The following is a 20,532-nucleotide window of genomic DNA, read 5'->3' on the forward strand; positions in this document are numbered from 1 at the left end:
TGGCGGTTTCCCTTTTTTAGGTAACGATCTTATTGCTTTTCTGGTGCATGATGTAAAAGAGTAATCCACCCATCACAGGGACGGAGACCGTTAGGATGAGCCAGAACATTTTCTGGTAATACTTCAGATCGGGGGCAGAGATCACGTCCCAGATGGCCCATAACCAAAAGATGCCTGCCAGCAGGAAACCTGCATACATGATATAGGTGCCCATTTCAAAGCGTGGCATGGCCACGAGACCGATTAGTATCAAAACGGTCCCTATCATCGCCAGTATGAAAGCCGGGCGGGTTAGATTTTTCATATCCTTCGTTTGGAGTATGGTTACCAAACCTATGCCACCCCGGCTCCTTTGCGGTCGAATTGAAAGAGCTGGCTGTTGCCGTTTTTGCGGCCTGATAATAAATCGCTGATGATCTGTGCGGCAATGAGGCTGAAGGTGATGCCGTTGCCGCCAAACCCCAGGGCAAACCAGGTATGTGGCCGCTCGGGTATGGTGCCGATCAGGGGCAAACCATCTTTTGTACTGGCAAAGGTACCTGCCCAGGCGAAGTCCGTACGCAAGGGTATCTGGGGAAAGAGCCGGGTGAAAGAGCTTTCGAGTTGTTGTGTTTTGCGGGCAATATTGGCATCGCGCCGGTTGGGGTTGTAGAACGCATCGTCCTTACCGCCCACGAGTATACGTTGATCGGCCGAGGCGCGGATATACAAATAGGGATTGGCCGTTTCCCAGATCAGCGCGTTCTCGTGCCAGAACTCTTTGGCGAAGAAGGGTTCGCTGATGATGGCATAGGTGGAGTGCAATCGCTCAATTTTTTTCGGCAGATATTGCTGCGATTCGTAGCCGCAGGCGATGATGAGTTTCTTTGCGGTGATCTTTGATCCCCATTCCGTTTGCAGGGTTACGCCGTGGTCTTCGTATTCCACCTGGGTCACCATGGTATTGTCGTACACGATCGCACCTTTATCCTGTGCGTGCTTGAGCAGGGCGTGCGTGAGTTCGTAGGCTTCTGTAATGGCGCCGTCGGCCGAGAGCAGGCCGCCCGGTTTGGAGAAGCCGAAAAGACGGGTGATGTCGTCGTTGCTGAGCAGCTGCAGGTTGAAGCCTGCCCGTTTGCGCAGAAAGTATTCCTTTTCGAGTTCTTTGACGTGGTTGTTGTAAGAGGCGAACTGGAAACTGGGACGCAGGATAAAGCTGGGCTGCGCCGGCAGCTGTTTGCATATCTCATGCAGGTCGTAGATGGCCTGCCTGCACAGCAGGTAGCTGAGCACGGCGTTCTTTTCGCCCACGAGGCCGATAAGTTTGTGCAAGGGTGTGTCGATCTCGTATTGAAGCAGGGAAGTGCTGGCAGCGGTGCTGCCGGTGCCGGCGTGCCGCCGGTCGACGATCACAGGTTGAATGCCTTGTTGTATAAGGTGCCACCCGATGAGGGCGCCTGTAATGCCTGCGCCGATGATGGCCACATCGGCTTTAATGTCTTTCCGGATGGATGGATAAATGTGGGCCAGCCCATGCCGTAATAACGCGTATGGTTTATCGGAGCGAAGGTGCATTGTATTCAGTTGTTTTATGTATCGAGATACGATGGGGGAATCTCCTTGGCTTCCTGCTTCACCACAAAGACGGCGGTGTCTTTGGGTTTGATGCCCGATCCGGCTTCTACGGCGTAACACTTGGTGTATTCGGCCCCGAAGTAGAGTATTACCGATGAGTAATACACCCAGAGCAGAATGATGACGATGGTAGCGGCGGCCCCATACGTAACACCCACATTGGAACGGCTGATGTAGAAGCTGATGAGGAATTTTCCTCCCATAAAAAGGATAGCGGTAAAGAGTGAGCCTTTGATCACATCCCGCCAATGAATGGTGGCGTCGGGAAGTACTTTGAAAATGATGGCGAACAGAACGGTGATCACGGCAATCACGATGATGATGTTCAGTATATAAAAGAGCACAATGATGTCTTCGGAAAAGAACCGCTGCAGAAAACCACTGAGGGCATCGAGCGCCGTGCTGATGAGCAATGACACGAGCATGATGAATCCCATACCCACCACCAGCGAAAAGGAGAGCAGGCGGTTGATGATGAACTTGAGCCAGCCTTTCTGTGGCTTCGCTTTGATAGACCAGATACGATTCACCGAATCCTGTATTTCGGTAAACACCCCGCTGGCGCCAAAGAGCAGCATAATGATGCCGATAACGAGGCCGGTGGTCTTGAACTGCGAGTATTCAATGTTCTTGATGATCTCCTGGAGCTGTACGGCTGCGCTGCTGCCGATAAATCCCTTTACCTGTTCATACACCCTGCCTTGCACGGCATCACGGCCCAGAAAGATGCCCACGAGCGAGATGATAATGATGAGTATGGGGCCAATAGAGAATACAGTGTAGTAGGAAAGAGATGCACTTAGCTTGAAGCCATTGTCTTCGATGAAGGCGAGGGCTGCTTTCTTGAGTATCCTGAAAAATGAGCTGACGTGCTTCATAAGTATATGTGGAAAAGAAGCATGCCGTGTAAAGAATTGACCTTTGAAGGAATGTAAATAGTCAACAATTGAACATTCGTGGGGAAAAGCATCTACAGAACTAAGAAATGTGTTACCAGGCGCCGAAGGGCGTGAGATTTTTATAGGTATTGGTAAACATTTCAACATGAGGAGTATCTTATATCTTATCGCTGTAATCCTTGTGATAGGTTGGATCCTGGGGTTCTTCGTATACAGTGCCTCCGGGCTTATCCATATTCTGATCGTACTGGCGGTGATTTCATTATTGCTCGGTTTGATCAGAGCCAATTGACAATTATTAAAGGGTAACACAGACACTACACCATGAGGTTGTTTCCCCGCCGGTAGTTGACCGGCTGGTTGAAACAACCTCATTTATTATTTCTTAAGGGGAATACAGGCGCGTTCACTAAGGTGCCTTTAAGGCCATCGATAGTTTCAATGATGCTGATCACGGCATTTTGGCCGGGGCGCGAAAGGCCTTCAAACTGGAAGGTGTTGATGATCCGGTAGGCGCCAGGCGGATAAACCTGTTGGGAGTGTTGGGCGCGCAGACCTTTTGCCACTCTCTTAAAGCTTTCGGTGTAACCTCCTGTCCTGATCTTATTCAGGCAGTTCGTGAGGCTCTTCAAATAGGGTAATTGATTGGATTGATCCTTAAGCATTTTCGCTTTTAGGAATGGTATAAAAAAATATTGCCATCTGTTTTTGGATGGCGGAAGTAGAGAAATGTCAACAGAATGAGGAACACCCGGTGGATGGAGTGCGCGATCGGGTGGGATGCACGGAACGGCTTTGAGAGATGCTTTACGGGCATCATTGGCTGGGTTTGAGGTAGCGTGGGGGTGATAGGCTGAGCTTCCTGTTGGGGCTGGGAAAGGCTTTTAAAGACGGTAATGGCTTGTGCAGGTGAGGAGCGGGCAAAAAGAAAGGCCGGTAGAAACCAGCCCTTGTAAAGTCCAATGTGCCTTATGAAAAACTTATTTTTTAACCCTTGAGTTGATTGCCATTAACTTGTCGTGGTGGGTGCGGATAACAGGGAGCACCTTGGTGATCCAGGCCTTGATGTCTTCATCTTTCGAGTTGTTCAATTCCTTTTCGTAATCACTGATCGTCTTTTCGTGTTTATCCATCAGTGCCTTCACCCAGTTCTTGTTGAAGTCTGCCGGCTGATCGTCGCTCAGGTCTTTGATCTGTTCTTTTGTTTTATCAGGCTCGTCCGTAGGAATGCTGATGGCCTTATTGGTGGCCAGCGTTCTCAGGTCGTTCAGTGCGGCAGTGTGGTCGGCTTCCAGCGACTTTGCGATGTCTTTGATCTCTTTGTCGGAGGATTTTTCGATCGCGAGCTGGGCCAGTTTCACTTCTGCAATATTGCCCGAAACGGCATCTACTACAAAGGCAGCCTTGTCTTCTGATGAGTCTGTCTTGAATTTATCCTCATTCTTTTCTTCTGCTACTTCTTTGCTTTCTTCAGGTTTTGATTCGTCCTGACAAGCTACTATCAAACTACCTGCCAGCATCAGAAGGAGTGTCCATTTGTGCATGTACTTTTTCATGTGTGGTTTATTTTACTGCTTGATTTGATCTCTTGTGGGTATTTCGTTGCTATTTATTCGCAGCCTGCATATCGCGCTGCCTTTTAATAAGGTCATGTGATTCTTTCAGGGATGCCTGTTGCTTTACAATAAGCTGGCGCACATCCGCATCCATGGTGGATTCCGATTCTAGTGCTTCCTTATAAGCTTTTTGTGCAGCATCTTCCCCGAATTCGCAGGCGGCCAGCACTGATTTGCGGTCCTTACCGGAGAATGTTGCTTTTACGCCCATCCACGCCCGGTATATCTTACCCGAGTTGGTGGTGCTGTTGGTATCGGCCCCGCCACCTTGTTTTTGCACTTCCTGTACCAGCTCGGCTTTGGCCTGGCGGCTTTGGTCGGCCATACGACGGAAGAGTGTACGGAGGTCGGCATCGATATCCTTGGTTTCATTGATGGCTTTTTCATAACCTTCTATGCGATCGTTATTGATGCGAACAAGGTCATTCAGCACTTCTATCAGTTCTTCATTGTGTTGCATAAATATCCTTTTTATGGTTAAACGGATAATTTAAGCAGTTAAAAACGATACCATTCCGTGAGGTGTTGAGCGCATGGGTTGATTTGTAGAAGGACTTCCTCGTAGCCACATTTCGCGATGCACAAATAATGGCGGGAAGTCATCAGATCACATTTTGAAGATGGCATGAGAATTTTATAACTAGTGTTATAAGGACACTATTTGTATGAATGCAACAGGTTTATCAAGGATTGAGGATCACGCACTGGTGCGCACTTTCTGCGGATGTTTTTCCGATATGGATCATTTGCAGGAAGAGTTGCGGGGGGAGATGAGCGCTCCCGGTAAACCGGCCATCAATATTGCGGAACTGACAGCCGGGTATATTATGGAACTGGCATTACCCGGTTATAAATCCTGCGACCTGCAGGTTTTGCTGGAAGACGATGTGCTGGTCATAAAAGGTGGTGTTAGTTGCGTTCCCGAACAATACGAAGCAGTACACCACTTTTATAAAAAGGAGTTCTGTATTGAGCCTTTTTGCCGGAGTTTCCTGTTGCCGGAAGATGTTGAATCGGCATCGGCCAGGCTTGAAGGCGGTATCCTTTTTATAGAATTGATGAAAGGTGCTTTGCGCCGGCCGGCGGTGGATGGTTCGTGCGACCGGGTGTTGGTGCCCATTAAATAATACTGATGTTATGGCTAAGTATTCAAAAGGAGCTGAGAAATCGGTGGCCAGCGCCATGCGGCGCAGAAAGAAGGGAACCTTGAAGTCGGGCCCGGGCGGCAAAGGGGGAACAGTGAAAAGTCGTGCGCAGGCAATCGCGATCGGACTTTCAGAAGCACGTGATAAAGGCGCTAAAGTCCCCACGAAAGCCAGCAGCGGGAAAAGGGCAGTTAAAAAAGCTGCCGCTAAGAAAAAAGCCGCTCCTAAAAAGAAAGCTGCTCCGAAAAAAGCCGCTAAGAAAAAGGCCGCGAAGAAAGCGCCTGCCAAAAGGAGCCGGCGCAGCAGGGCTTAATTATGTCACTATGAACATTGCTTTGATATGGAACACACGCTAGAATTACAAGTCGACGGAACTACCCAGCGGGTGGAGTTGAACGAGATGACCCATCCCGTACACTGCATGTTTCATGCGGTGTTTGAAGACGGTTATGAGAACATCTTCTTTATGGATGTGGAAAGCGGCGAGTGGGTGGAGCAGGATGTTGGATTTACCAGTCTGGCTGCCACGATCGGCAAAAAGGTAGAACACCTCTATTTCTTCGATTGGGGTAAAAAGACGCTCACCTGGCTCGAAGAAGAAGAGAACGGCAAACAAATCCATTTCGGTTTTCATGCCGACCATACGGCAGGCTATCTGGTGTATGAGATCTTCGCCGCCAACCGCCGGTATATGTTTACGCTGGTGAGGTTGCAGAACCACGTGTGGCAGTTGTTCAAGATACCCGGCAGTGGCTGGGATTACGATGAAACCTATATCCAGAAGATCCCCTTTATCCTCGACGGGATCATTACCTGACACGACGAATCGATCTTATGAAGTATTATGCGTTGATAGTATTGATAATGGCAACCGGTATGCTGACCGGCTGCGGCGGTGATGGCCAGCCCGATGTACAGGAGCGGCCAGTCGATTCGCAGATGGTCGCTGAGCATGTTGACCCCAGTACAAAGTTTCCGCAACAGGTGGTCGTGGATACGACGGCTGCCAATAAGAACTTTGTTGACGATGCATTAGGGCGTACCGAAGAAACGATATCACTGGCAGAGCTGGCGTTACAGCAAGGCGCCAATGCAACCGTAAAGCAGGTAGCCCAGGTCATTGCAGATGATCAGCATGCGATGCACCGGAGGCTATTGGAATTGGCGAAGGACGAAAAGCGGCCCGATACTGGTCGCAGGTTCTCCGATGGTAGCTATGAAGAACTGAAAAATCTCGCCGGTGCTGCTTTTGACCGGCAGTGGGTTGAAAAAATGGTAACCCGGAATGCTGCAGACATAAGCCGTTTTGCGGCCGAGTCGGACGCAGCAAAAAACAAAGGCGTGAGAAAATTTGCTGATGAAGCTTTGCCCAAACTCAAGGCCCATCAGCAACAATTGGAATCTTGCAGAGTCAAACTTCAATAACATTGGGGTTTGTGGGACGGCCTCGCGGCCGTCTTTTTTCATATTGACAGATCATAAAAAACAATCGTTATGTTACGAGATGGAGCCTGCGAAAGTATATGGCAAACTTCAGTCACGGAGTTTGTTTCGCGTGCGGCCTTTATTCCTGTAGGCATACAGGATGTGGTGATCGTGGGAGGCGGCATTACAGGTATTACCACAGCCTTGCTGTTGCAACAGGCGGGCAAACGTTGTGTAGTGGTGGAAGCGCACAATATTGGGTTTGGTACTACAGGCGGTACCACGGCGCACCTGAATACATTTATGGATTCTTCGTACGCGCAGATCAAACAAAACTTTTCGGCAGAAGATGCGCAGCTGATCGCCCGGGGGGCGCGGCAATCCATCGACCTCATCAAATCGAATATAGAACGCTACAATATCGCCTGTAAGTTCAGGGAGCTGCCGGGTTACTTGTTTTCTACCACCGAAGAAGAAAGCTCAGCGCTGGAGTCGATTATCGCGGCGTCGAAAGAAGCTGGTGTGGCGGTTGGCCTGGTCAATGAAACGGTGCTGCCCATTCCGTACCACCAGATCTCGATATGGGAAGGCCAGGCGCAGTTCCATCCGCTTCAATACCTGCATGGCATAGCAAAGGCCTTTGAAGCGGCAGGTGGTGTGCTGTTGCAAGGCTGCCGCGTGCTGCATGCAGAAGACAACGAGACCATCGAAGTGATCACTACCAAGGGCAACATCAAATGCCGGCAGCTGATCTATGCAACGCATATACCACCGGGCGTAAACCTGCTGCATTTTCGATGTGCGCCTTACCGCAGTTATGTGCTGGGCGTGAAACTGAAGGGCGATGGGTATCCCGATGCGGTGGCTTATGATATGCACGATCCCTACCATTATTACCGCACCGAAGAGGTGAATGGCGAAAAATACCTGATCGTGGGTGGGGAAGATCATAAAACGGGTCATGAAGACAATACAGAAGCCTGCTTCAGGCGACTGGAAAGTCATGTGCGCAATTATTTCGAAGTGGCTTCCATTCCTTATAAATGGTCCTCACAGTATTTTGAACCAACGGATGGCTTACCCTACATCGGTCACCTGCCCGGGCATCCGGGCAATATCTATGTGGCCACGGGGTTCGGTGGCAATGGAATGATCTATGGAACGTTGTCGGGGATGCTGTTGCGCGACCTGATCGTGAGCGGAGCCAGTGAGTTGGAAGAACTGCTCGATCCCAACCGCATTAAACCGGTAGCAGGGTTCGCCAATTTTGTAAAGGAAGCGGCCGATGTGGCCGGCAAATGGGTAGGTGGATTGTTCCCGCAGGAAAAGTTGCCGGCACTGGCCGATATGGCGCCGGGTGAGGGGCGCATCGTAGAGTTTGAAGGAAAGAAGATGGGTATCTATAAAGACGAGCGGGGCAAGGTGTATGCAATCGATCCGGGCTGCACGCATATCAAGTGTACGGTGCAGTGGAACAATGCGGAGAAGTCGTGGGATTGCCCCTGCCATGGATCGCGTTTCTCTTTTACGGGAGAGGTGTTGACCGGGCCTGCCAGGAAGAGCCTTGCCGTGTATGATGTAAAGCAGGGAAAAGTAGTGATCTAGGAAACTGTTGGTGGGGGGAATGGGGGCATTGAAATGCCGTTTACCGGGTTTTTTCTACGGTTTATTAGCTGGTTCCTACCATTTGCGAGGTAATATTATGCAAACGCTGGTTTAGTGAACATCTTTGAGGGAGCAAACGAATTAAACCCTCAATATGAAAAGAACAATCACCTTTATGGCCAATAAAATGCATTCACTGCTTGGCCGGATCATCCTTTCTGTATACAGGACTTATACGGCCCGTTTTATCAAACAAGCCGATTTTCCACTTCCGTTTGAGGCTGTGAGCCAACGCGAGATCATCCTCGTGCGGAAAACGGGGCACACGCACCGGGCCACAGCTTATTCTTTGATGATCAGCGCTTCTTAATATTATTCTATAATCATTTGCCATGAACACAACACTTGAACAAGCTCCCGAACAAACAACGGTCAGAGATATGTTGTTTGGTGACCTTCCCCTTAACCAATGGGCCGGCGTGAATGCCGAAGGAATGCCCTGGAACTTATTTAAACAAGCCAAACACAGTCTGGACACCGGTCACCCGGACGAAGCGATACAGGCGCTGCGTGCCATTGTTGGTACGCCGGCACTGGAGTCGCGTCATTACCTGCAGGCCAGCCATTTTCTGCGCCAGCTTGGCGATCTGCCACCATCCCCGGTAAAGATCTACGGTATGGTGGTTGAAGTGGCGCTGAATGGGGGAGTAGACCTCCTGGCTGTATATACTGATCATACGGCGCGCTATTATAATTATGCAGGTGGTGGTGTGGTGCTGGATCAGGAAGATGCGGAGATCAGTACCAGGATCGATGATGTTATTCGATATGGTTATGAGATCGTACCGCATATTGGTCCCTGGGAGGGCGAACGCCCGGGTGCCCCTGCAAATGGTTACGCGCGGCTGAACATGCTTACCTCACACGGATTGTATTTTGGCGAGGCTCCGCAAATGACGCTGTTCAATGATCCGCTGGCAGGTAAAACGATGTATGCGATGTTGAACATCATGGAAGCCTTGATCAATAAAAGCAACGGAATATGATCTTATTCTGGATCATGTGGGCCGTAGATGCCGTGGCTGCCCTGGTCATTCTTTATTTCTTTGTGATTGGCTTGGGCGATAATACGGTGAGTGATTACAACGCGGGTCTATGGATGACAATACTGGGCGTGCTGACGATCGTGCTCACCGGCGGCCTCTGGCTGCAGAGCCACCAGTATCCGGTAGCTGCCAAACTTCTGTTGCTGGTAATCTTCGTGCCAGCGATGTTATACCTGGCCTATATCCTCATGGTCTTGTTTCGCGGAGGGCGCTGGCAGTAATTAATATTCACATTGATGGGGAGCGCAACCCTGTAGATGATCGATCACGCGTGCAGCGCCAACATACCTGTTGGCGCTGCACGCATTGGACAAGGTCGTATCGTTTTGTGCGCTAGATCCCTTTAGCTGCCTTGCGGGCGGCCAGGAAGGCCTCGAAAGCGGGCAGGGTAAAGCTCGATAGATTGCGGTCGGCGGTGAGGCCCCCTTTTTGGGCGGCCAGCACGCCATAACGGCAATCGTCATACCCTGCTACCGAGTGGGCATCGGGATCGATAGATAGCAATACGTTCTTTTCGAGCGCATAGTCGATCCAGCGCCAGTCGATATCGAGGCGGCGGGGGTGAGCATTGAGTTCAACCACTACGTTGTTGGCGGCACAGGTGTCGATGATCAGTTTATGATCGAGCGGGTAACCGGGACGGCTCAGCAACAGGCGGCCGGTCATGTGGCCGAGGATGGTGGTGTACGGGTTCTGAATGGCTGCCATTACGCGGCCCATGGCCTTTTCTTCGGTCATCTTGAGGTTCGAGTGTACAGAAGCGATGACGAGGTCGAAAGTGCCAAGTACGTTGTTGGAATAGTCGAGTGAACCATCGTTGAGGATATCGCACTCGATGCTTTTGAATATTTTGAAGGGAGCGTATTTCTTATTGAGCTCCTCGATATAGTAGTGTTGCTCTTTGATGCGCTCTTCGGAGAGGCCTTTGGCGTAGAAGGCGCTTTTGCTGTGGTCGCTGATGACGAGGTATTCGAATCCTTTGGCGATGGCTGCCTGGGCCATCTCTTCGATGGTGTTGGCGCCGTCGCTCCAGTCGCTATGGCTGTGGATGATGGCTTTGATATCGCCAGGCTGTATAAGGGTAGCCGGTATACGGCGGCTGGTGAGGATGCCGGCGCTTTCGCGCATAGCGGGAACGATATACGGGATATTGGTTTGAGTGAAAATGGCTTCTTCCGAAAGATAAGTGGCGTTGGTATCCCAGCCGGGTAAAGCCTGCCATGCCTGTGCGAAATCGTCGGTACTGGTGGTAGTGAACAATACCTTATAGAACAGGTTTTCGGGAGCGTGGTAGAATTTGAGGGGTACATTTTCGGGACCGCGTACCGTGAGGATGGCATCGCTGCTCTCGACGGTGCTGAAGTTGTTGGCTTCGAGAAAGGCCTGCAGTTCGGGGATGGTGGCGGTCGTTACCCAGGCGAGCTGGTCGATGATCTCCTGCTGGCGGCGGTACTCGCCCGTGGGGGAGAGGAGCGCCGGGGAGAACTGTGCGGCCAGTGTTTTTTCAATGGTCTGTGCGTAGCTTTCTATATCGGCATAGAGGTGACTGCCCTGGCTGCGCATATAGAATTCGATGGAGTCCTGAACGTTCTTCTGTGTTTTCTCACCAAAGCCTTTGTACAACATGAGGCGGTTCTCGTTGCAGGCATAGAGTAGTTCGCCAATGGTTTCAACCCCCATTTCTTTCCAGATGGTAGCGATCTTTTTAGGGCCGATGCCTTTGATCTGCAGCATTTCGATAATGCCGGGTGGCGTTTTGGTAATGTATTCTTCCAGTACACTGAGGCGACCATCGTTCTGTACCATTTCGATGATCTTCTTACCGACAGAGTCACCGATACCTTTCACGCCGAACAGTTGGGTGGCGGGCAGGTTGGCGAGGTTGTCGGTCATCTTTTCGATATTGAAGGCTGCAACGGAGTATGTTTTGGATTTGAAACTGTTTTCTCCGTGAATGTCCATGAGTTTGGCCAGCAGGTCAAACTGGTCGGCTATATAGGAATTGTCGATGGTCATGTGGCAAAAGTAGGGAAGGGAAAGCAAAAACATAAAAGCATTGGTGCAATCCCGACGCGCCGCGGCATGATCAGTACATTCGCTCCCGGCAGGGTGCGATCCCGAGATGCAGCGGAACGACCAGTACATTCGTTTCTTCACCGAGTACGATCCCGGCACGCGACGCCACCTCCATCACTTTTATTCCAGACAGCATATGATCCCCACATGCATCGGCACGATCTGCGCATTCAAGTGGACAGCGTGGTGAAGAGTGATGAGTGTAGGAGCGGGGGCGTATTGATATCACCGTTTTTTTGCGAGGCCAGATCTGTTTCAGATCCGTTGACAGGCGATCGCCGGCGCATACGCATGGTGGTCGATCTTGGCTGAAATGCAGGCGGAGCTTGATTTTGCGGGGAGTATCCGGTACTGTATATAAACAAAAAAAGTCCCGGATTGTGTCCGGGACTTGATATTTTCTGCGTTCTTAAGAAGTTACTTCTTAGCAGCTTTCTTAGCAGCTTTTTTCTTTGGAGCAGCTTTCTTCTTAGGAGCGGCTTTCTTTGCAGCTTTCTTTGCGGCTTTTTTCTTAGTTGCCATGTTTTGTGAATTTAAAATGGTTAGTAAATAAATACTACCATAAAAATAGAAACTAATTTGAAACCGCCAAAACTTTTTTTACAATTTGTAAAAAAAATATCTTATGCCACTGGAAGTACGCTTACAACAGTTTTATCATCTTTCGTTTTTCTGAACTCAACTACACCGTCGTTTAAGGCAAACAGTGTGAAGTCTCTTCCTACACCTACGTTCTTACCAGGATGATAAGAAGTACCGCGTTGACGAACGATGATGTTACCGGAAATAGCAGGTTGACCGCCGTAGATCTTAACGCCAAGGCGTTTGCTCTGGGAGTCGCGGCCGTTCTTTACACTACCTTCCCCTTTTTTATGTGCCATGATGAACTGATTTGAAGATTTGAAAAATTTAAGTGTTGGAAAGAAGCAGACCTGTTGTGCAAGCCGGCGTCTTTTCAAGTAGGATCACTATTAAGCGATATCTGTTACTTTAATTTTTGTGTAGTGAGTACGGTGACCGTGTTTCTTGCGGAAACCCTTCCTTCTTTTCATTTTGAAGGCGATCACTTTGTCACCTTGTACCTGACCAACGATTTCGGCTTTAACGGTTGCCTTTACTGCAGTACCTACAGACAGATTTCCGTCTGCGCTTACCAGCAGTACTTCTGCGAATTCTACTTTATCACCGGCGTTACCGTCTACATGAGGAACATACAAAGTTTGGTCCTTCTGAACCTTAAATTGCTGACCGGCTATTTTAACTATTGCTAACATAACTTTCCAAAAATTAGGAGTGCAAAGGTAATATGATTAAGGCAGATTACACGGGCTTTTCGGCAATTTTTTTTAACATCTGTCGATTACTTCCAGTCTTTCTGCCTTTAGGGCGGCAAATATACACAATAATATGGCGCGGGCCGATTTTGAAGCTTATTGTTAGCGGTGTAAAAACCAGGCAGTTAGCGGGTGGTGCAGGATTCCAGGAGCTTGGTGAAAGCCTTGAGGCGGGCCCGAAAGCTGGTCTGGGGAGATGTGGACAAGTTGCTTAGTCTCAGGGACGCTTGTCCAGTGGCAGTTGAGGAAGTGTGGAGGCAAGGAGTTGGGGGGCGCCGGAAAGCAGGCCCCAGGAGCCTTGGGAGGTGTGGTGGGCACGGCACACGGTATTGGGATCGCAGTAGAGCTGACCCTGAAGGTTTTCCTGGGGGCGGCGGACACAATGCATCTGTTGTGGGGTGGACCATGGAGGAGCCCGAAGGCTTGAACCGGGTGGGTAGCTCTTTTGCTGTATGATGGGTGGCTGGCGACCGCCAGGGGCCTATATAATAATGTGTGATTCGTATCGTTTTGTTGGGCGTTAAGCAGGGAGCTTTCTAATGTGACTCTAATCCAATTCGTTGTGCTTATTTGGCCCCGCCGGTAGTGGGTAGATTAGCTTTTTTCGTAAGTGAATTAACCCTAATTTCGTGTGATTGCGCCTTAGATTAAACTTATGCAAATCAAATCTTTACTGGCAAAACCATTTGCCAATTATGTATATAAGGGTGTGCGGAAGGGAATGACCTCGGCTGTGGCAGACCAGGAAAATATTCTGAAGGAACTGTTGAAGGTAGGTAAGACTACTGAGTTCGGGAAGGATCATCAGCTCCAGAACGTTTCGGTGTACGAGGAGTTCATTCAATCCATACCCATCCGCGACTACGAGCAGTTCAAGCCTTATATTGAAAAGATCAAGGAGGGCCGCCACAACATCCTGTGGAAGGGCAAGCCGATCTACCTGGCCAAAACCTCGGGTACTACCAGCGGCGTCAAGTACATACCCATTTCCAAAGAGTCTATTTCCAACCATATCAACAGTGCACGCAATGCGCTGCTTTGTTATATTGCTGAAACCGGCAATAGCCAGTTCACCAATGGTAAAATGATCTTTTTAAGTGGCAGTCCGGAGCTGGACCGCGTAGGGGGCATCCCCACCGGCCGCCTGAGTGGTATTGTGAACCACCATGTGCCCAATTACCTGCGTAAGAACCAGCTGCCTTCGTACGAAACCAATTGTATCGAAGACTGGGAAACCAAGCTCGACCGCATCGTAGCCGAAACGATCGACCAGGATATGACGCTCATCAGCGGCATACCACCGTGGATGCAGATGTATTACGACCGTTTACATCAGCTTACGGGTAAAAAGATCAAAGACATCTTCCCCAATTTCTCGGTACTGGTACACGGTGGCGTCAACTTCGAGCCTTACCGTAATAAGCTGTTTGAAAGCATCGGTAAGCAGATCCATGCCATCGAGACATTCCCTGCTTCGGAAGGTTTTATGGCCTTCCAGGATTCGCAGAATGCAGAGGGCCTGCTGTTGAATACGAACAGTGGCATTTACTTTGAGTTCATACCAGCCAACGAGGTATTCTCCAATTCGCCTACACGCCTTAGTTTGAAGGATGTGAAAGTGGGAGAGAATTACGCCCTCATCATCAACAACAACGCAGGCCTCTGGGGCTACAATATCGGCGATACCGTGAAGTTCGTATCGACCGACCCTTACCGCATTGTGGTAACGGGCCGCATCAAGCACTTCATTTCAGCCTTTGGCGAGCACGTGATCGGCGAAGAAGTAGAGTACAGTCTCATCAAAGCGGCGGAAGAAGAGGGTGTACACATCACCGAGTTTACGGTAGCGCCCATGATCACCCAGGGTAATGGCAAATCGTACCATGAGTGGTTTATCGAGTTCGAGAACAAGCCGGCCGATATAGCCCGCTTTGCGCATAGGGTGGATAATTTTCTCCGCAATAAAAACATCTATTATAACGATCTCATAACCGGTAATATCTTATTGCCACTGCACATCCGTACGGTGAAGAAGAACGGGTTCATAGATTATATGAAGTCGATCGGAAAGCTGGGCGGACAAAACAAAGTACCCCGCCTGAGTAACGACCGTAAGATTGCAACAGCCCTGGAAAAGTATGTAGAGTAGGGAAGGGCCCCTGGTTGTGGGGATATTTTTCTATCTTCCGGCCGGGCTTTATTTGGTAAGTATTAAGCTATTTTCAAAAACCGGTTCATGTCAAATAGTTTTCCGCAGAAACGCATAGCTTTATTTGGATCTACAGGATCGATCGGTACACAAACGCTGGACGTGATTGCCCAGCATCCCGATAAATTTACGGCAGAGGTGCTGACGGCACACAGCAATGACGAGTTGCTGGTGGAGCAGGCATTGCGTTTCAATCCGAATATTGTAGTGATTGGCGACGAGCGCAAGTACCCCCATGTAAAGGCGGCGCTGGCGCATACCGATACGAAGGTGTTTGCCGGTGAAGCCGCACTCGAAGAAGTGGCATCGATGGATGTCTACGATGTGATGCTGGCAGCCATTGTAGGCTTTGCCGGTTTAAAACCCACCTTGCGGGCCGTAGAGCAGGGTAAGGCCATTGCACTGGCCAACAAAGAGACCCTCGTGGTGGCAGGTGATATCGTGATGCAGAAAGCAGTGGAATACCGCGCACCCATCATTCCCGTCGATTCGGAGCACTCGGCCATCTTCCAGTGCCTGGTAGGGGAAACCCGCAATATGATCGAGAAGGTGATCCTGACCGCTTCGGGCGGACCTTTCCTCGGCAAAAAGCCCAATTACCTCGTGAATGTAAAGCGCGATCATGCGCTGCAGCATCCCAACTGGAATATGGGGGCGAAGATCACGATCGACTCGGCTACCCTGATGAATAAGGGGCTGGAGATGATTGAAGCCCGCTGGCTGTTCAACCTGCAGCCCGACCAGGTTTCGGTGCAGGTGCATCCCCAAAGTATTATCCATAGCATGGTGCAGTTTGAAGATGGCAGCATCAAGGCGCAAATGGGACTTCCCGATATGAAGCTGCCCATCCAGTATGCGCTCACCTTCCCGCACCGGCTGCCCAATAGTTTCCCCCGTTATAATTTCCGCAAACCGGCCCAGCTCACGTTCGAGGAGCCGGATACCAAGACCTTCCGCAACCTGGTACTGGCCACCGATGCCCTGTTCCAGGGCGGTAATGTGCCCTGCGTATTGAATGCGGCCAACGAGATCGCGGTGTTTGCCTTTTTACGCAACCGTATCGGGTTCCTGGACATGACCGACCTGATCGAGCGTACCATGCAGCAGGTACCCTTTATTGAAAAGCCTACCCTGGAAGAGTACTATGAAAGCGACGCTGAGGCCCGTAATTTCGCCGCTTCGGTAATTAAGCTCTGATTTTCAATACGGTTCGCATCAGAAGAGGGTTGTATTTTCCGTTAATAATATACGAATTTGGTTGAGCGGCATGGATATCCCATTTATTATAGGATATTTGGGATTAAGGACTGCGGTTTTGAATGCCTTTCCGGAATGTGCAGGTTGTAAAAGTGTAGATCCGGGATGAAAGGCAGGCAAACAGCGATTAGATCTGGAAATAAAATAAAAAACTCTAAAGTAAAGGCAGGAGTGAAGGGGAGCAGGCGTTTTGCTGTTGCAACCTCACGCGATTCACGACTGACTATTCACGATTATGATCACAATTTTGGCCATTGACTGGGCTTCCGTCGGAACCAAGGCTTTGCAACTGATCCTTTCCTTATCGATATTGGTGATCCTGCATGAGATGGGTCACTTTTTGCCCGCCAAATGGTTTAAGTGCCGCGTAGAGAAATTCTACCTCTTTTTCGATCCCTGGTTTTCCTTGTTCAAAAAGAAGATTGGTGAAACGGTGTACGGCATCGGCTGGTTGCCGCTGGGTGGTTATGTAAAGATCAGCGGTATGATCGATGAGAGCATGGACAAAGAACAAATGAAGCAGGCGCCGCAGCCCTGGGAGTTCAGGAGTAAGCCAGCCTGGCAGCGCCTGATCATCATGATCGGCGGGGTTACCGTGAACCTGTTGCTGGGATTCTTCCTGTTTGCGATGATCCTGTGGGTATGGGGTGAGAACCGTTTGCCGATGTCGAACCTGAAGCATGGAATCATGGTGAGCCCCATCAGCGAAAAGGTGGGTCTGAAGAATGGAGACGTATTTGTTAGCATCGATAACAAGCCTGTAAAAGATTATTATTCCCTCACGCGCGATCTGATCCTCGATGAGGGTAAATCGGTGCAAGTGAATCGTAATGGACAGATCATTAACCTCGAACTGCCAAAGGGTACCATTAATAGCCTGATCAAATCAAAAGGCACCTTTGTGAAGCCACGTGTGGCGCCGATCGTAGATACGGTGTTTTCGGGCGTAGGCAAGTTTACGCAGGACTCCCTGTATAAAGGTGACCAGGTGCTGGCGGTTGACAGCACACCGGTGACGTATTACGACGAATACCTGGCGCAGGTGCCGAAATTGAAGAGCAAGGAAGTGGCGTTGACGGTGCTGCGCGGCAAGGATACGGTCATCGTAAAGGCCAAGGCTGATACGACGGGTCGTATTGGATTCTACGTCTCCACAGAGGATCTGGCTGGATCTTACAAACAGAAGTATGATTTTCTGCCTGCCTTCCCTGCCGGCGTACACAAGGGCTGGGAGAACCTGGTGATGAACGTGAAGAACTTTAAGCTGCTGTTCACCTCGGAAGAGGTGAAGGCGAGCGAGTCGCTGGGTAGCTTTTTGAGCATAGGTAATATGTTTGGATCGCAGTGGGATTGGGAGCTGTTTTGGAGCATGACGGCGCTGCTGAGCGTGGTGCTGGCATTCATGAACATGCTGCCGATACCGGCGCTGGATGGCGGTCACGTACTGTTTACGCTGTATGAAATGATCACAGGCCGTAAGCCGGGTGATAAGTTCATGGAGTATGCCCAAATGGTGGGTATGGTGCTGTTGCTGGGCTTGATGGCCTATGCGATCGGCTTGGACTTCTGGCGTTATCTGTTCAAATAAAGGAGCTTCGTTAAGATATTGGAAACGGGCTGCAGGCAGAGTGCTTGCAGCCCGTTTTGATTTTTGTTAAATGGTGGTGGCGGAATTGTGCTTTGTGGTGTGTCTATAATAAGTACTTAAGAAGCCAGGTGCCGTGTCAAATGCGGGTACCTAAAATACCACGAAGTGGTTATTGGTTGATATGGGTTTGATTGCAGGCTGGTAGCGGGTTTTGGCGTGCCTTGGGAGGGTTTCTCCGTCCATCTGCCATTTCCTACGTTTTACTAAGTCAAACGTGCAATTCGTCCAAAAGCATTTCCAAACGGGGTAAACGTGGCGTTACTTTGTGTCATCAGGCAATCGAACAAAAAGTACTTAGTAAGTTTTACATAGAGTTTTCTCATAGCAGTTAGTTTTGGTTAACGGCCCCTGTTTCCACAGGGGCCTTTTCTTTTCCCGCACAAAACGCCCATTTACCTGGGACCGCTTGCCTCAGCCTCCCGTTTCCGGCTACCGGTTCTGGCAACGGACCAGCCGATCAACCTCCCCCAAAAACAACCGCCTCTGCCTGCTGACTCAGCCTGTTGATCAAACTCGGTAGCAACAACGACCGCCTCACCCAGGGTCCACTACCATTCTCCCACCCCAAAAAAACACGACCTCCGCCTGTCGCCCCGGTTACCGCCTGATTACCAGAAATTGCTGAAAATGTATTACTTTTGCAGACTACAATCGCTGAAACGCTCAGCGAAAGTGATGGGGTCGTATTGGTTTTGACAGCGTAGATCTTTGAAAGTGTAAGCATGTCGTGCGTTGGATAATTAGCACGTTAATCTGAATATTCAAAACTCAAATGGCAATACTCAGTATGCCATGGCTGCCTAATCAGTGATTAGATAGTCATTTGGGCCGCCGGGCCGGTTGATCTGTTACCAAGCCCCGCCGCCGACTCAAAACAAATACAGATTGCTGCTGCCGTAGGCTGTGCCGGTAGCTTAAGACTATCCAGCTAAGGATCAGGTTGGTTTGTTGGTTTCCTGCCCGTCCCCGACAAGTAATAATCAAATAAACATGTAGAAAGCTTTTGGAGGATATGTTTGGACAGGGGTTCGAGTCCCCTCGACTCCACGAAATAGCAGAACCCGCTCCTGTAGCGGGTTCTGTGTTTTAAGGAATCGAATTGATCTTTTGAAGATGTTTTATGTCTTTAGAATGAATTGGTTTCAGGTTCGAATCCGGTAGGATTGATTGGATATGATTCGTAATTATGACGTTTAGATGCAAGTAGTGGATATTGTTATTTTTTAGCGAACAAAACGACATATGAAGAACGGGTAAAAAAGCATGGCTCCCTAGTGGCGAAGATCGTGACAGAAGTAGTGAGCAAAGATACCGTTGAGGTTTCCTTTGAAGATGAGGGATACGAACAATGGGCAGTAATAAAAGTGCATGTATATGAAGAGGACAAGGAGGTGGCGCTCCGGTTGCTATCTGATAACAGATCGGTATTGCAGTTTGGATGCTATGACGACGAGGATGAATTCATTGAACTGCTTCAGCCGCTTACTCAGCCGGAGGTCAATCTGATTCCCAAAGGTCTTCAAAAGGTTATGCTCAAGGTCGTATCGAGTGGGGAAATTTTTTGTCCAGATAGAGCAGGAGTTTTATACAAATTTTTCAGGCAACTTTATTTTACATCTTACTCAACACTTCCCGCTCAAGCCGGTTTATCATCCGCGCCTTTTCGGTACTATCCAGGTAATATGATTTCGAACAAGTCCATTGCGCGTTTTTGAACGTAAATACAACATCGATAACACCTCCGGTTGTTTCACCAACAGCATAGGTAACTACATATATTTCTCTGGGCTTGGCATCAAAATAAATCTTCTGGTCAAAATCACCACAATCGCAACCACATTCAACTGGCGCAGGTAAATTAACAGTATCTGGTAGCCTGTAATGTGGATGCTGCGATAGGTATTTTCCCAATGTTGTATCTAGTCCCAGTTTGGAATAAGAAGTAGGAAAGGTAACCCGATTGGGCATTGATTCCGCAGGTACCACATTGCTATGTCCTTCCGGCAGAGGTTCGTGTACAAAATTTTTGCCCATGGAGTAAATGGCCCAATAGTAAGCGGCAAACGACAACATCGCAACAACAGCAAGGATAATTATTATCGTGGAAAACGCTTTCCTCATAAATATGAAAGTTATTTATACGTGAGCTATATTGCGAATATAGAAACTTGGTGAAGATCCCCAGCACAATTTCAATCTCAAATCCATTTAGCCACAGCCTTATTGCATAATGGTTCTTACACATTGGAGATGAGCGATATTTTATCTATCAATTGTTTTACAACACTTATACGCTTAATGAATTCCTTTAATTGGTTCGACAATCTGCCGGCGGACTCCACCCTCTTATAGCACACTGGAATATAGCTCTGGTGGGCTTTTTCGTTTAAAACGCTTGCTGATAGCTAATTTCATAGATTGCACTACCATGCACTTTGATATTGAAGACGGGCTATTTTCGTGAGAATTCCGTGAGTAAAAACGTGACAATATTCCCATAGAGCCTTCCCGATTTACCGGGAGGGCTTTTTCGTTTTTTCATCTCTACCGGATGGTCAGATCTTACTGATTAAAAACGGCTAACTTTATTACTGCCTT

General features: G+C 49.2%; 22 protein-coding genes and 1 other RNA gene. 13 read left to right on the forward strand and 10 right to left on the reverse strand.

What is annotated here, in order from left to right:
• Positions 1-16 precede the first annotated feature (16 nt).
• From P2H89_RS17745 to P2H89_RS17755, 3 genes are read right to left on the reverse strand one after another with little or no spacing between them, the layout of a single operon-like run.
• Entirely contained in the window at positions 17-304 is a 288-nt protein-coding gene (locus P2H89_RS17745) for a hypothetical protein (protein WP_275829270.1), read from the reverse strand.
• Between the two features lie 29 nt (positions 305-333).
• A complete protein-coding gene (locus tag P2H89_RS17750) occupies positions 334-1,554 on the reverse strand; it encodes an FAD-dependent oxidoreductase (protein WP_275829272.1) in 1,221 nt (406 codons plus the stop codon).
• Positions 1,555-1,568: 14 nt separating this feature from the next.
• A complete protein-coding gene (locus P2H89_RS17755) occupies positions 1,569-2,492 on the reverse strand; it encodes a YihY/virulence factor BrkB family protein (RefSeq protein WP_275829273.1) in 924 nt (307 codons plus the stop codon).
• Between the two features lie 166 nt (positions 2,493-2,658).
• Between P2H89_RS17755 and P2H89_RS17760 the strand changes: the two genes are divergently transcribed.
• Entirely contained in the window at positions 2,659-2,805 is a 147-nt protein-coding gene (locus P2H89_RS17760; protein WP_275829275.1) for a lmo0937 family membrane protein, read from the forward strand.
• Positions 2,806-2,884: 79 nt separating this feature from the next.
• On the opposite strand, the gene P2H89_RS17765 is transcribed toward P2H89_RS17760, so the two are convergent.
• The 3 genes from P2H89_RS17765 to P2H89_RS17775 form a co-directional block, all read right to left on the reverse strand.
• Positions 2,885-3,178, reverse strand: coding sequence for a hypothetical protein (locus P2H89_RS17765; protein WP_275829277.1), 294 nt, complete (start codon positions 3,176-3,178; stop codon positions 2,885-2,887).
• A 315-nt stretch (positions 3,179-3,493) separates the two neighbouring features.
• A complete protein-coding gene (locus P2H89_RS17770; protein ID WP_275829279.1) occupies positions 3,494-4,069 on the reverse strand; it encodes a DUF4142 domain-containing protein in 576 nt (191 codons plus the stop codon).
• Between the two features lie 49 nt (positions 4,070-4,118).
• Positions 4,119-4,589: a PA2169 family four-helix-bundle protein gene (locus tag P2H89_RS17775; RefSeq protein WP_275829281.1), complete on the reverse strand. Its 471-nt coding sequence runs from the start codon at positions 4,587-4,589 to the stop codon at positions 4,119-4,121.
• Positions 4,590-4,794: 205 nt separating this feature from the next.
• Between P2H89_RS17775 and P2H89_RS17780 the strand changes: the two genes are divergently transcribed.
• From P2H89_RS17780 to P2H89_RS17815, 8 genes are all read left to right on the forward strand, one after another.
• Complete coding sequence (locus tag P2H89_RS17780; RefSeq protein WP_275829283.1) at positions 4,795-5,256, forward strand: Hsp20/alpha crystallin family protein; 462 nt, start codon at positions 4,795-4,797, stop codon at positions 5,254-5,256.
• Between the two features lie 10 nt (positions 5,257-5,266).
• The gene (locus tag P2H89_RS17785; protein ID WP_275829285.1) at positions 5,267-5,587 is read left to right on the forward strand and encodes a DUF6496 domain-containing protein; all 321 of its coding nucleotides are present in this window, start codon (positions 5,267-5,269) and stop codon (positions 5,585-5,587) included.
• Between the two features lie 27 nt (positions 5,588-5,614).
• Positions 5,615-6,091, forward strand: a complete 477-nt coding sequence (locus tag P2H89_RS17790) for a hypothetical protein (RefSeq protein WP_275829287.1) — start codon at positions 5,615-5,617, stop codon at positions 6,089-6,091.
• Between the two features lie 17 nt (positions 6,092-6,108).
• Positions 6,109-6,699 (forward strand): DUF4142 domain-containing protein, encoded by a 591-nt coding sequence (locus P2H89_RS17795; RefSeq protein ID WP_275829289.1) that lies wholly within the window; start codon positions 6,109-6,111, stop codon positions 6,697-6,699.
• A gap of 69 nt (positions 6,700-6,768) precedes the next feature.
• Entirely contained in the window at positions 6,769-8,304 is a 1,536-nt protein-coding gene (locus P2H89_RS17800) for an FAD-dependent oxidoreductase (protein WP_275829291.1), read from the forward strand.
• 154 nt (positions 8,305-8,458) lie between these two features.
• A complete protein-coding gene (locus P2H89_RS17805; protein WP_275829293.1) occupies positions 8,459-8,674 on the forward strand; it encodes a hypothetical protein in 216 nt (71 codons plus the stop codon).
• Positions 8,675-8,696: 22 nt separating this feature from the next.
• On the forward strand, positions 8,697-9,350 hold the full coding sequence (locus P2H89_RS17810) for a hypothetical protein (protein ID WP_275829295.1): 654 nt from the start codon (positions 8,697-8,699) through the stop codon (positions 9,348-9,350).
• Positions 9,347-9,631, forward strand: coding sequence for a hypothetical protein (locus tag P2H89_RS17815; protein WP_275829297.1), 285 nt, complete (start codon positions 9,347-9,349; stop codon positions 9,629-9,631). Before P2H89_RS17810 ends, P2H89_RS17815 begins: the two co-directional genes overlap by 4 nt.
• 112 nt (positions 9,632-9,743) lie before the next feature.
• On the opposite strand, the gene P2H89_RS17820 is transcribed toward P2H89_RS17815, so the two are convergent.
• From P2H89_RS17820 to rplU, 3 genes are all read right to left on the reverse strand, one after another.
• Positions 9,744-11,426, reverse strand: coding sequence for a DNA polymerase/3'-5' exonuclease PolX (locus P2H89_RS17820; RefSeq protein WP_275829299.1), 1,683 nt, complete (start codon positions 11,424-11,426; stop codon positions 9,744-9,746).
• Positions 11,427-12,109: 683 nt separating this feature from the next.
• Positions 12,110-12,367 carry a 50S ribosomal protein L27 gene (rpmA, locus tag P2H89_RS17825; RefSeq protein ID WP_275829301.1) on the reverse strand — a complete coding sequence of 86 codons (258 nt, stop codon included), beginning with the start codon at positions 12,365-12,367 and terminating at the stop codon, positions 12,110-12,112.
• Positions 12,368-12,457: 90 nt separating this feature from the next.
• Entirely contained in the window at positions 12,458-12,760 is a 303-nt protein-coding gene (gene rplU, locus P2H89_RS17830) for a 50S ribosomal protein L21 (RefSeq protein WP_275829303.1), read from the reverse strand.
• A 715-nt stretch (positions 12,761-13,475) separates the two neighbouring features.
• Here rplU and P2H89_RS17835 point away from each other — a divergent pair.
• From P2H89_RS17835 to ssrA, 4 genes are all read left to right on the forward strand, one after another.
• On the forward strand, positions 13,476-14,969 hold the full coding sequence (locus P2H89_RS17835; RefSeq protein WP_275829305.1) for a GH3 auxin-responsive promoter family protein: 1,494 nt from the start codon (positions 13,476-13,478) through the stop codon (positions 14,967-14,969).
• Positions 14,970-15,056: 87 nt separating this feature from the next.
• Positions 15,057-16,226 carry a 1-deoxy-D-xylulose-5-phosphate reductoisomerase gene (locus P2H89_RS17840; RefSeq protein ID WP_275829307.1) on the forward strand — a complete coding sequence of 390 codons (1,170 nt, stop codon included), beginning with the start codon at positions 15,057-15,059 and terminating at the stop codon, positions 16,224-16,226.
• Between the two features lie 295 nt (positions 16,227-16,521).
• Entirely contained in the window at positions 16,522-17,874 is a 1,353-nt protein-coding gene (gene rseP / locus P2H89_RS17845; protein ID WP_275829309.1) for an RIP metalloprotease RseP, read from the forward strand.
• A 737-nt stretch (positions 17,875-18,611) separates the two neighbouring features.
• Positions 18,612-18,984: a transfer-messenger RNA gene (gene ssrA / locus P2H89_RS17850) on the forward strand.
• Positions 18,985-19,545: 561 nt separating this feature from the next.
• Here ssrA and P2H89_RS17855 read toward each other — a convergent pair.
• Positions 19,546-20,055: a hypothetical protein gene (locus tag P2H89_RS17855; protein WP_275829311.1), complete on the reverse strand. Its 510-nt coding sequence runs from the start codon at positions 20,053-20,055 to the stop codon at positions 19,546-19,548.
• Positions 20,056-20,532: the final 477 nt, after the last annotated feature.

Source organism: Paraflavitalea sp. CAU 1676 (assembly GCF_029223285.1).
GTDB lineage: Bacteria > Bacteroidota > Bacteroidia > Chitinophagales > Chitinophagaceae > Paraflavitalea.

Excerpts from the sequence above, each read along its gene's own strand:
- P2H89_RS17770 (WP_275829279.1), bottom strand. The coding sequence starts at position 4,069 with ATGAAAAAGTACATGCACAAATGGACACTCCTTCTGATGCTGGCAGGT.
- P2H89_RS17760 (WP_275829275.1), top strand. The coding sequence starts at position 2,659 with ATGAGGAGTATCTTATATCTTATCGCTGTAATCCTTGTGATAGGTTGG.
- P2H89_RS17835 (WP_275829305.1), top strand. The coding sequence starts at position 13,476 with ATGCAAATCAAATCTTTACTGGCAAAACCATTTGCCAATTATGTATAT.
- P2H89_RS17790 (WP_275829287.1), top strand. The coding sequence starts at position 5,615 with ATGGAACACACGCTAGAATTACAAGTCGACGGAACTACCCAGCGGGTG.
- P2H89_RS17785 (WP_275829285.1), top strand. The coding sequence starts at position 5,267 with ATGGCTAAGTATTCAAAAGGAGCTGAGAAATCGGTGGCCAGCGCCATG.
- P2H89_RS17800 (WP_275829291.1), top strand. The coding sequence starts at position 6,769 with ATGTTACGAGATGGAGCCTGCGAAAGTATATGGCAAACTTCAGTCACG.
- rplU (WP_275829303.1), bottom strand. The coding sequence starts at position 12,760 with ATGTTAGCAATAGTTAAAATAGCCGGTCAGCAATTTAAGGTTCAGAAG.
- rpmA (WP_275829301.1), bottom strand. The coding sequence starts at position 12,367 with ATGGCACATAAAAAAGGGGAAGGTAGTGTAAAGAACGGCCGCGACTCC.
- P2H89_RS17795 (WP_275829289.1), top strand. The coding sequence starts at position 6,109 with ATGAAGTATTATGCGTTGATAGTATTGATAATGGCAACCGGTATGCTG.
- P2H89_RS17840 (WP_275829307.1), top strand. The coding sequence starts at position 15,057 with ATGTCAAATAGTTTTCCGCAGAAACGCATAGCTTTATTTGGATCTACA.
- P2H89_RS17780 (WP_275829283.1), top strand. The coding sequence starts at position 4,795 with ATGAATGCAACAGGTTTATCAAGGATTGAGGATCACGCACTGGTGCGC.
- P2H89_RS17765 (WP_275829277.1), bottom strand. The coding sequence starts at position 3,178 with ATGCTTAAGGATCAATCCAATCAATTACCCTATTTGAAGAGCCTCACG.
- P2H89_RS17805 (WP_275829293.1), top strand. The coding sequence starts at position 8,459 with ATGAAAAGAACAATCACCTTTATGGCCAATAAAATGCATTCACTGCTT.
- P2H89_RS17750 (WP_275829272.1), bottom strand. The coding sequence starts at position 1,554 with ATGCACCTTCGCTCCGATAAACCATACGCGTTATTACGGCATGGGCTG.
- P2H89_RS17815 (WP_275829297.1), top strand. The coding sequence starts at position 9,347 with ATGATCTTATTCTGGATCATGTGGGCCGTAGATGCCGTGGCTGCCCTG.
- P2H89_RS17775 (WP_275829281.1), bottom strand. The coding sequence starts at position 4,589 with ATGCAACACAATGAAGAACTGATAGAAGTGCTGAATGACCTTGTTCGC.
- rseP (WP_275829309.1), top strand. The coding sequence starts at position 16,522 with ATGATCACAATTTTGGCCATTGACTGGGCTTCCGTCGGAACCAAGGCT.
- P2H89_RS17755 (WP_275829273.1), bottom strand. The coding sequence starts at position 2,492 with ATGAAGCACGTCAGCTCATTTTTCAGGATACTCAAGAAAGCAGCCCTC.
- P2H89_RS17855 (WP_275829311.1), bottom strand. The coding sequence starts at position 20,055 with ATGAGGAAAGCGTTTTCCACGATAATAATTATCCTTGCTGTTGTTGCG.
- P2H89_RS17820 (WP_275829299.1), bottom strand. The coding sequence starts at position 11,426 with ATGACCATCGACAATTCCTATATAGCCGACCAGTTTGACCTGCTGGCC.
- P2H89_RS17745 (WP_275829270.1), bottom strand. The coding sequence starts at position 304 with ATGAAAAATCTAACCCGCCCGGCTTTCATACTGGCGATGATAGGGACC.
- P2H89_RS17810 (WP_275829295.1), top strand. The coding sequence starts at position 8,697 with ATGAACACAACACTTGAACAAGCTCCCGAACAAACAACGGTCAGAGAT.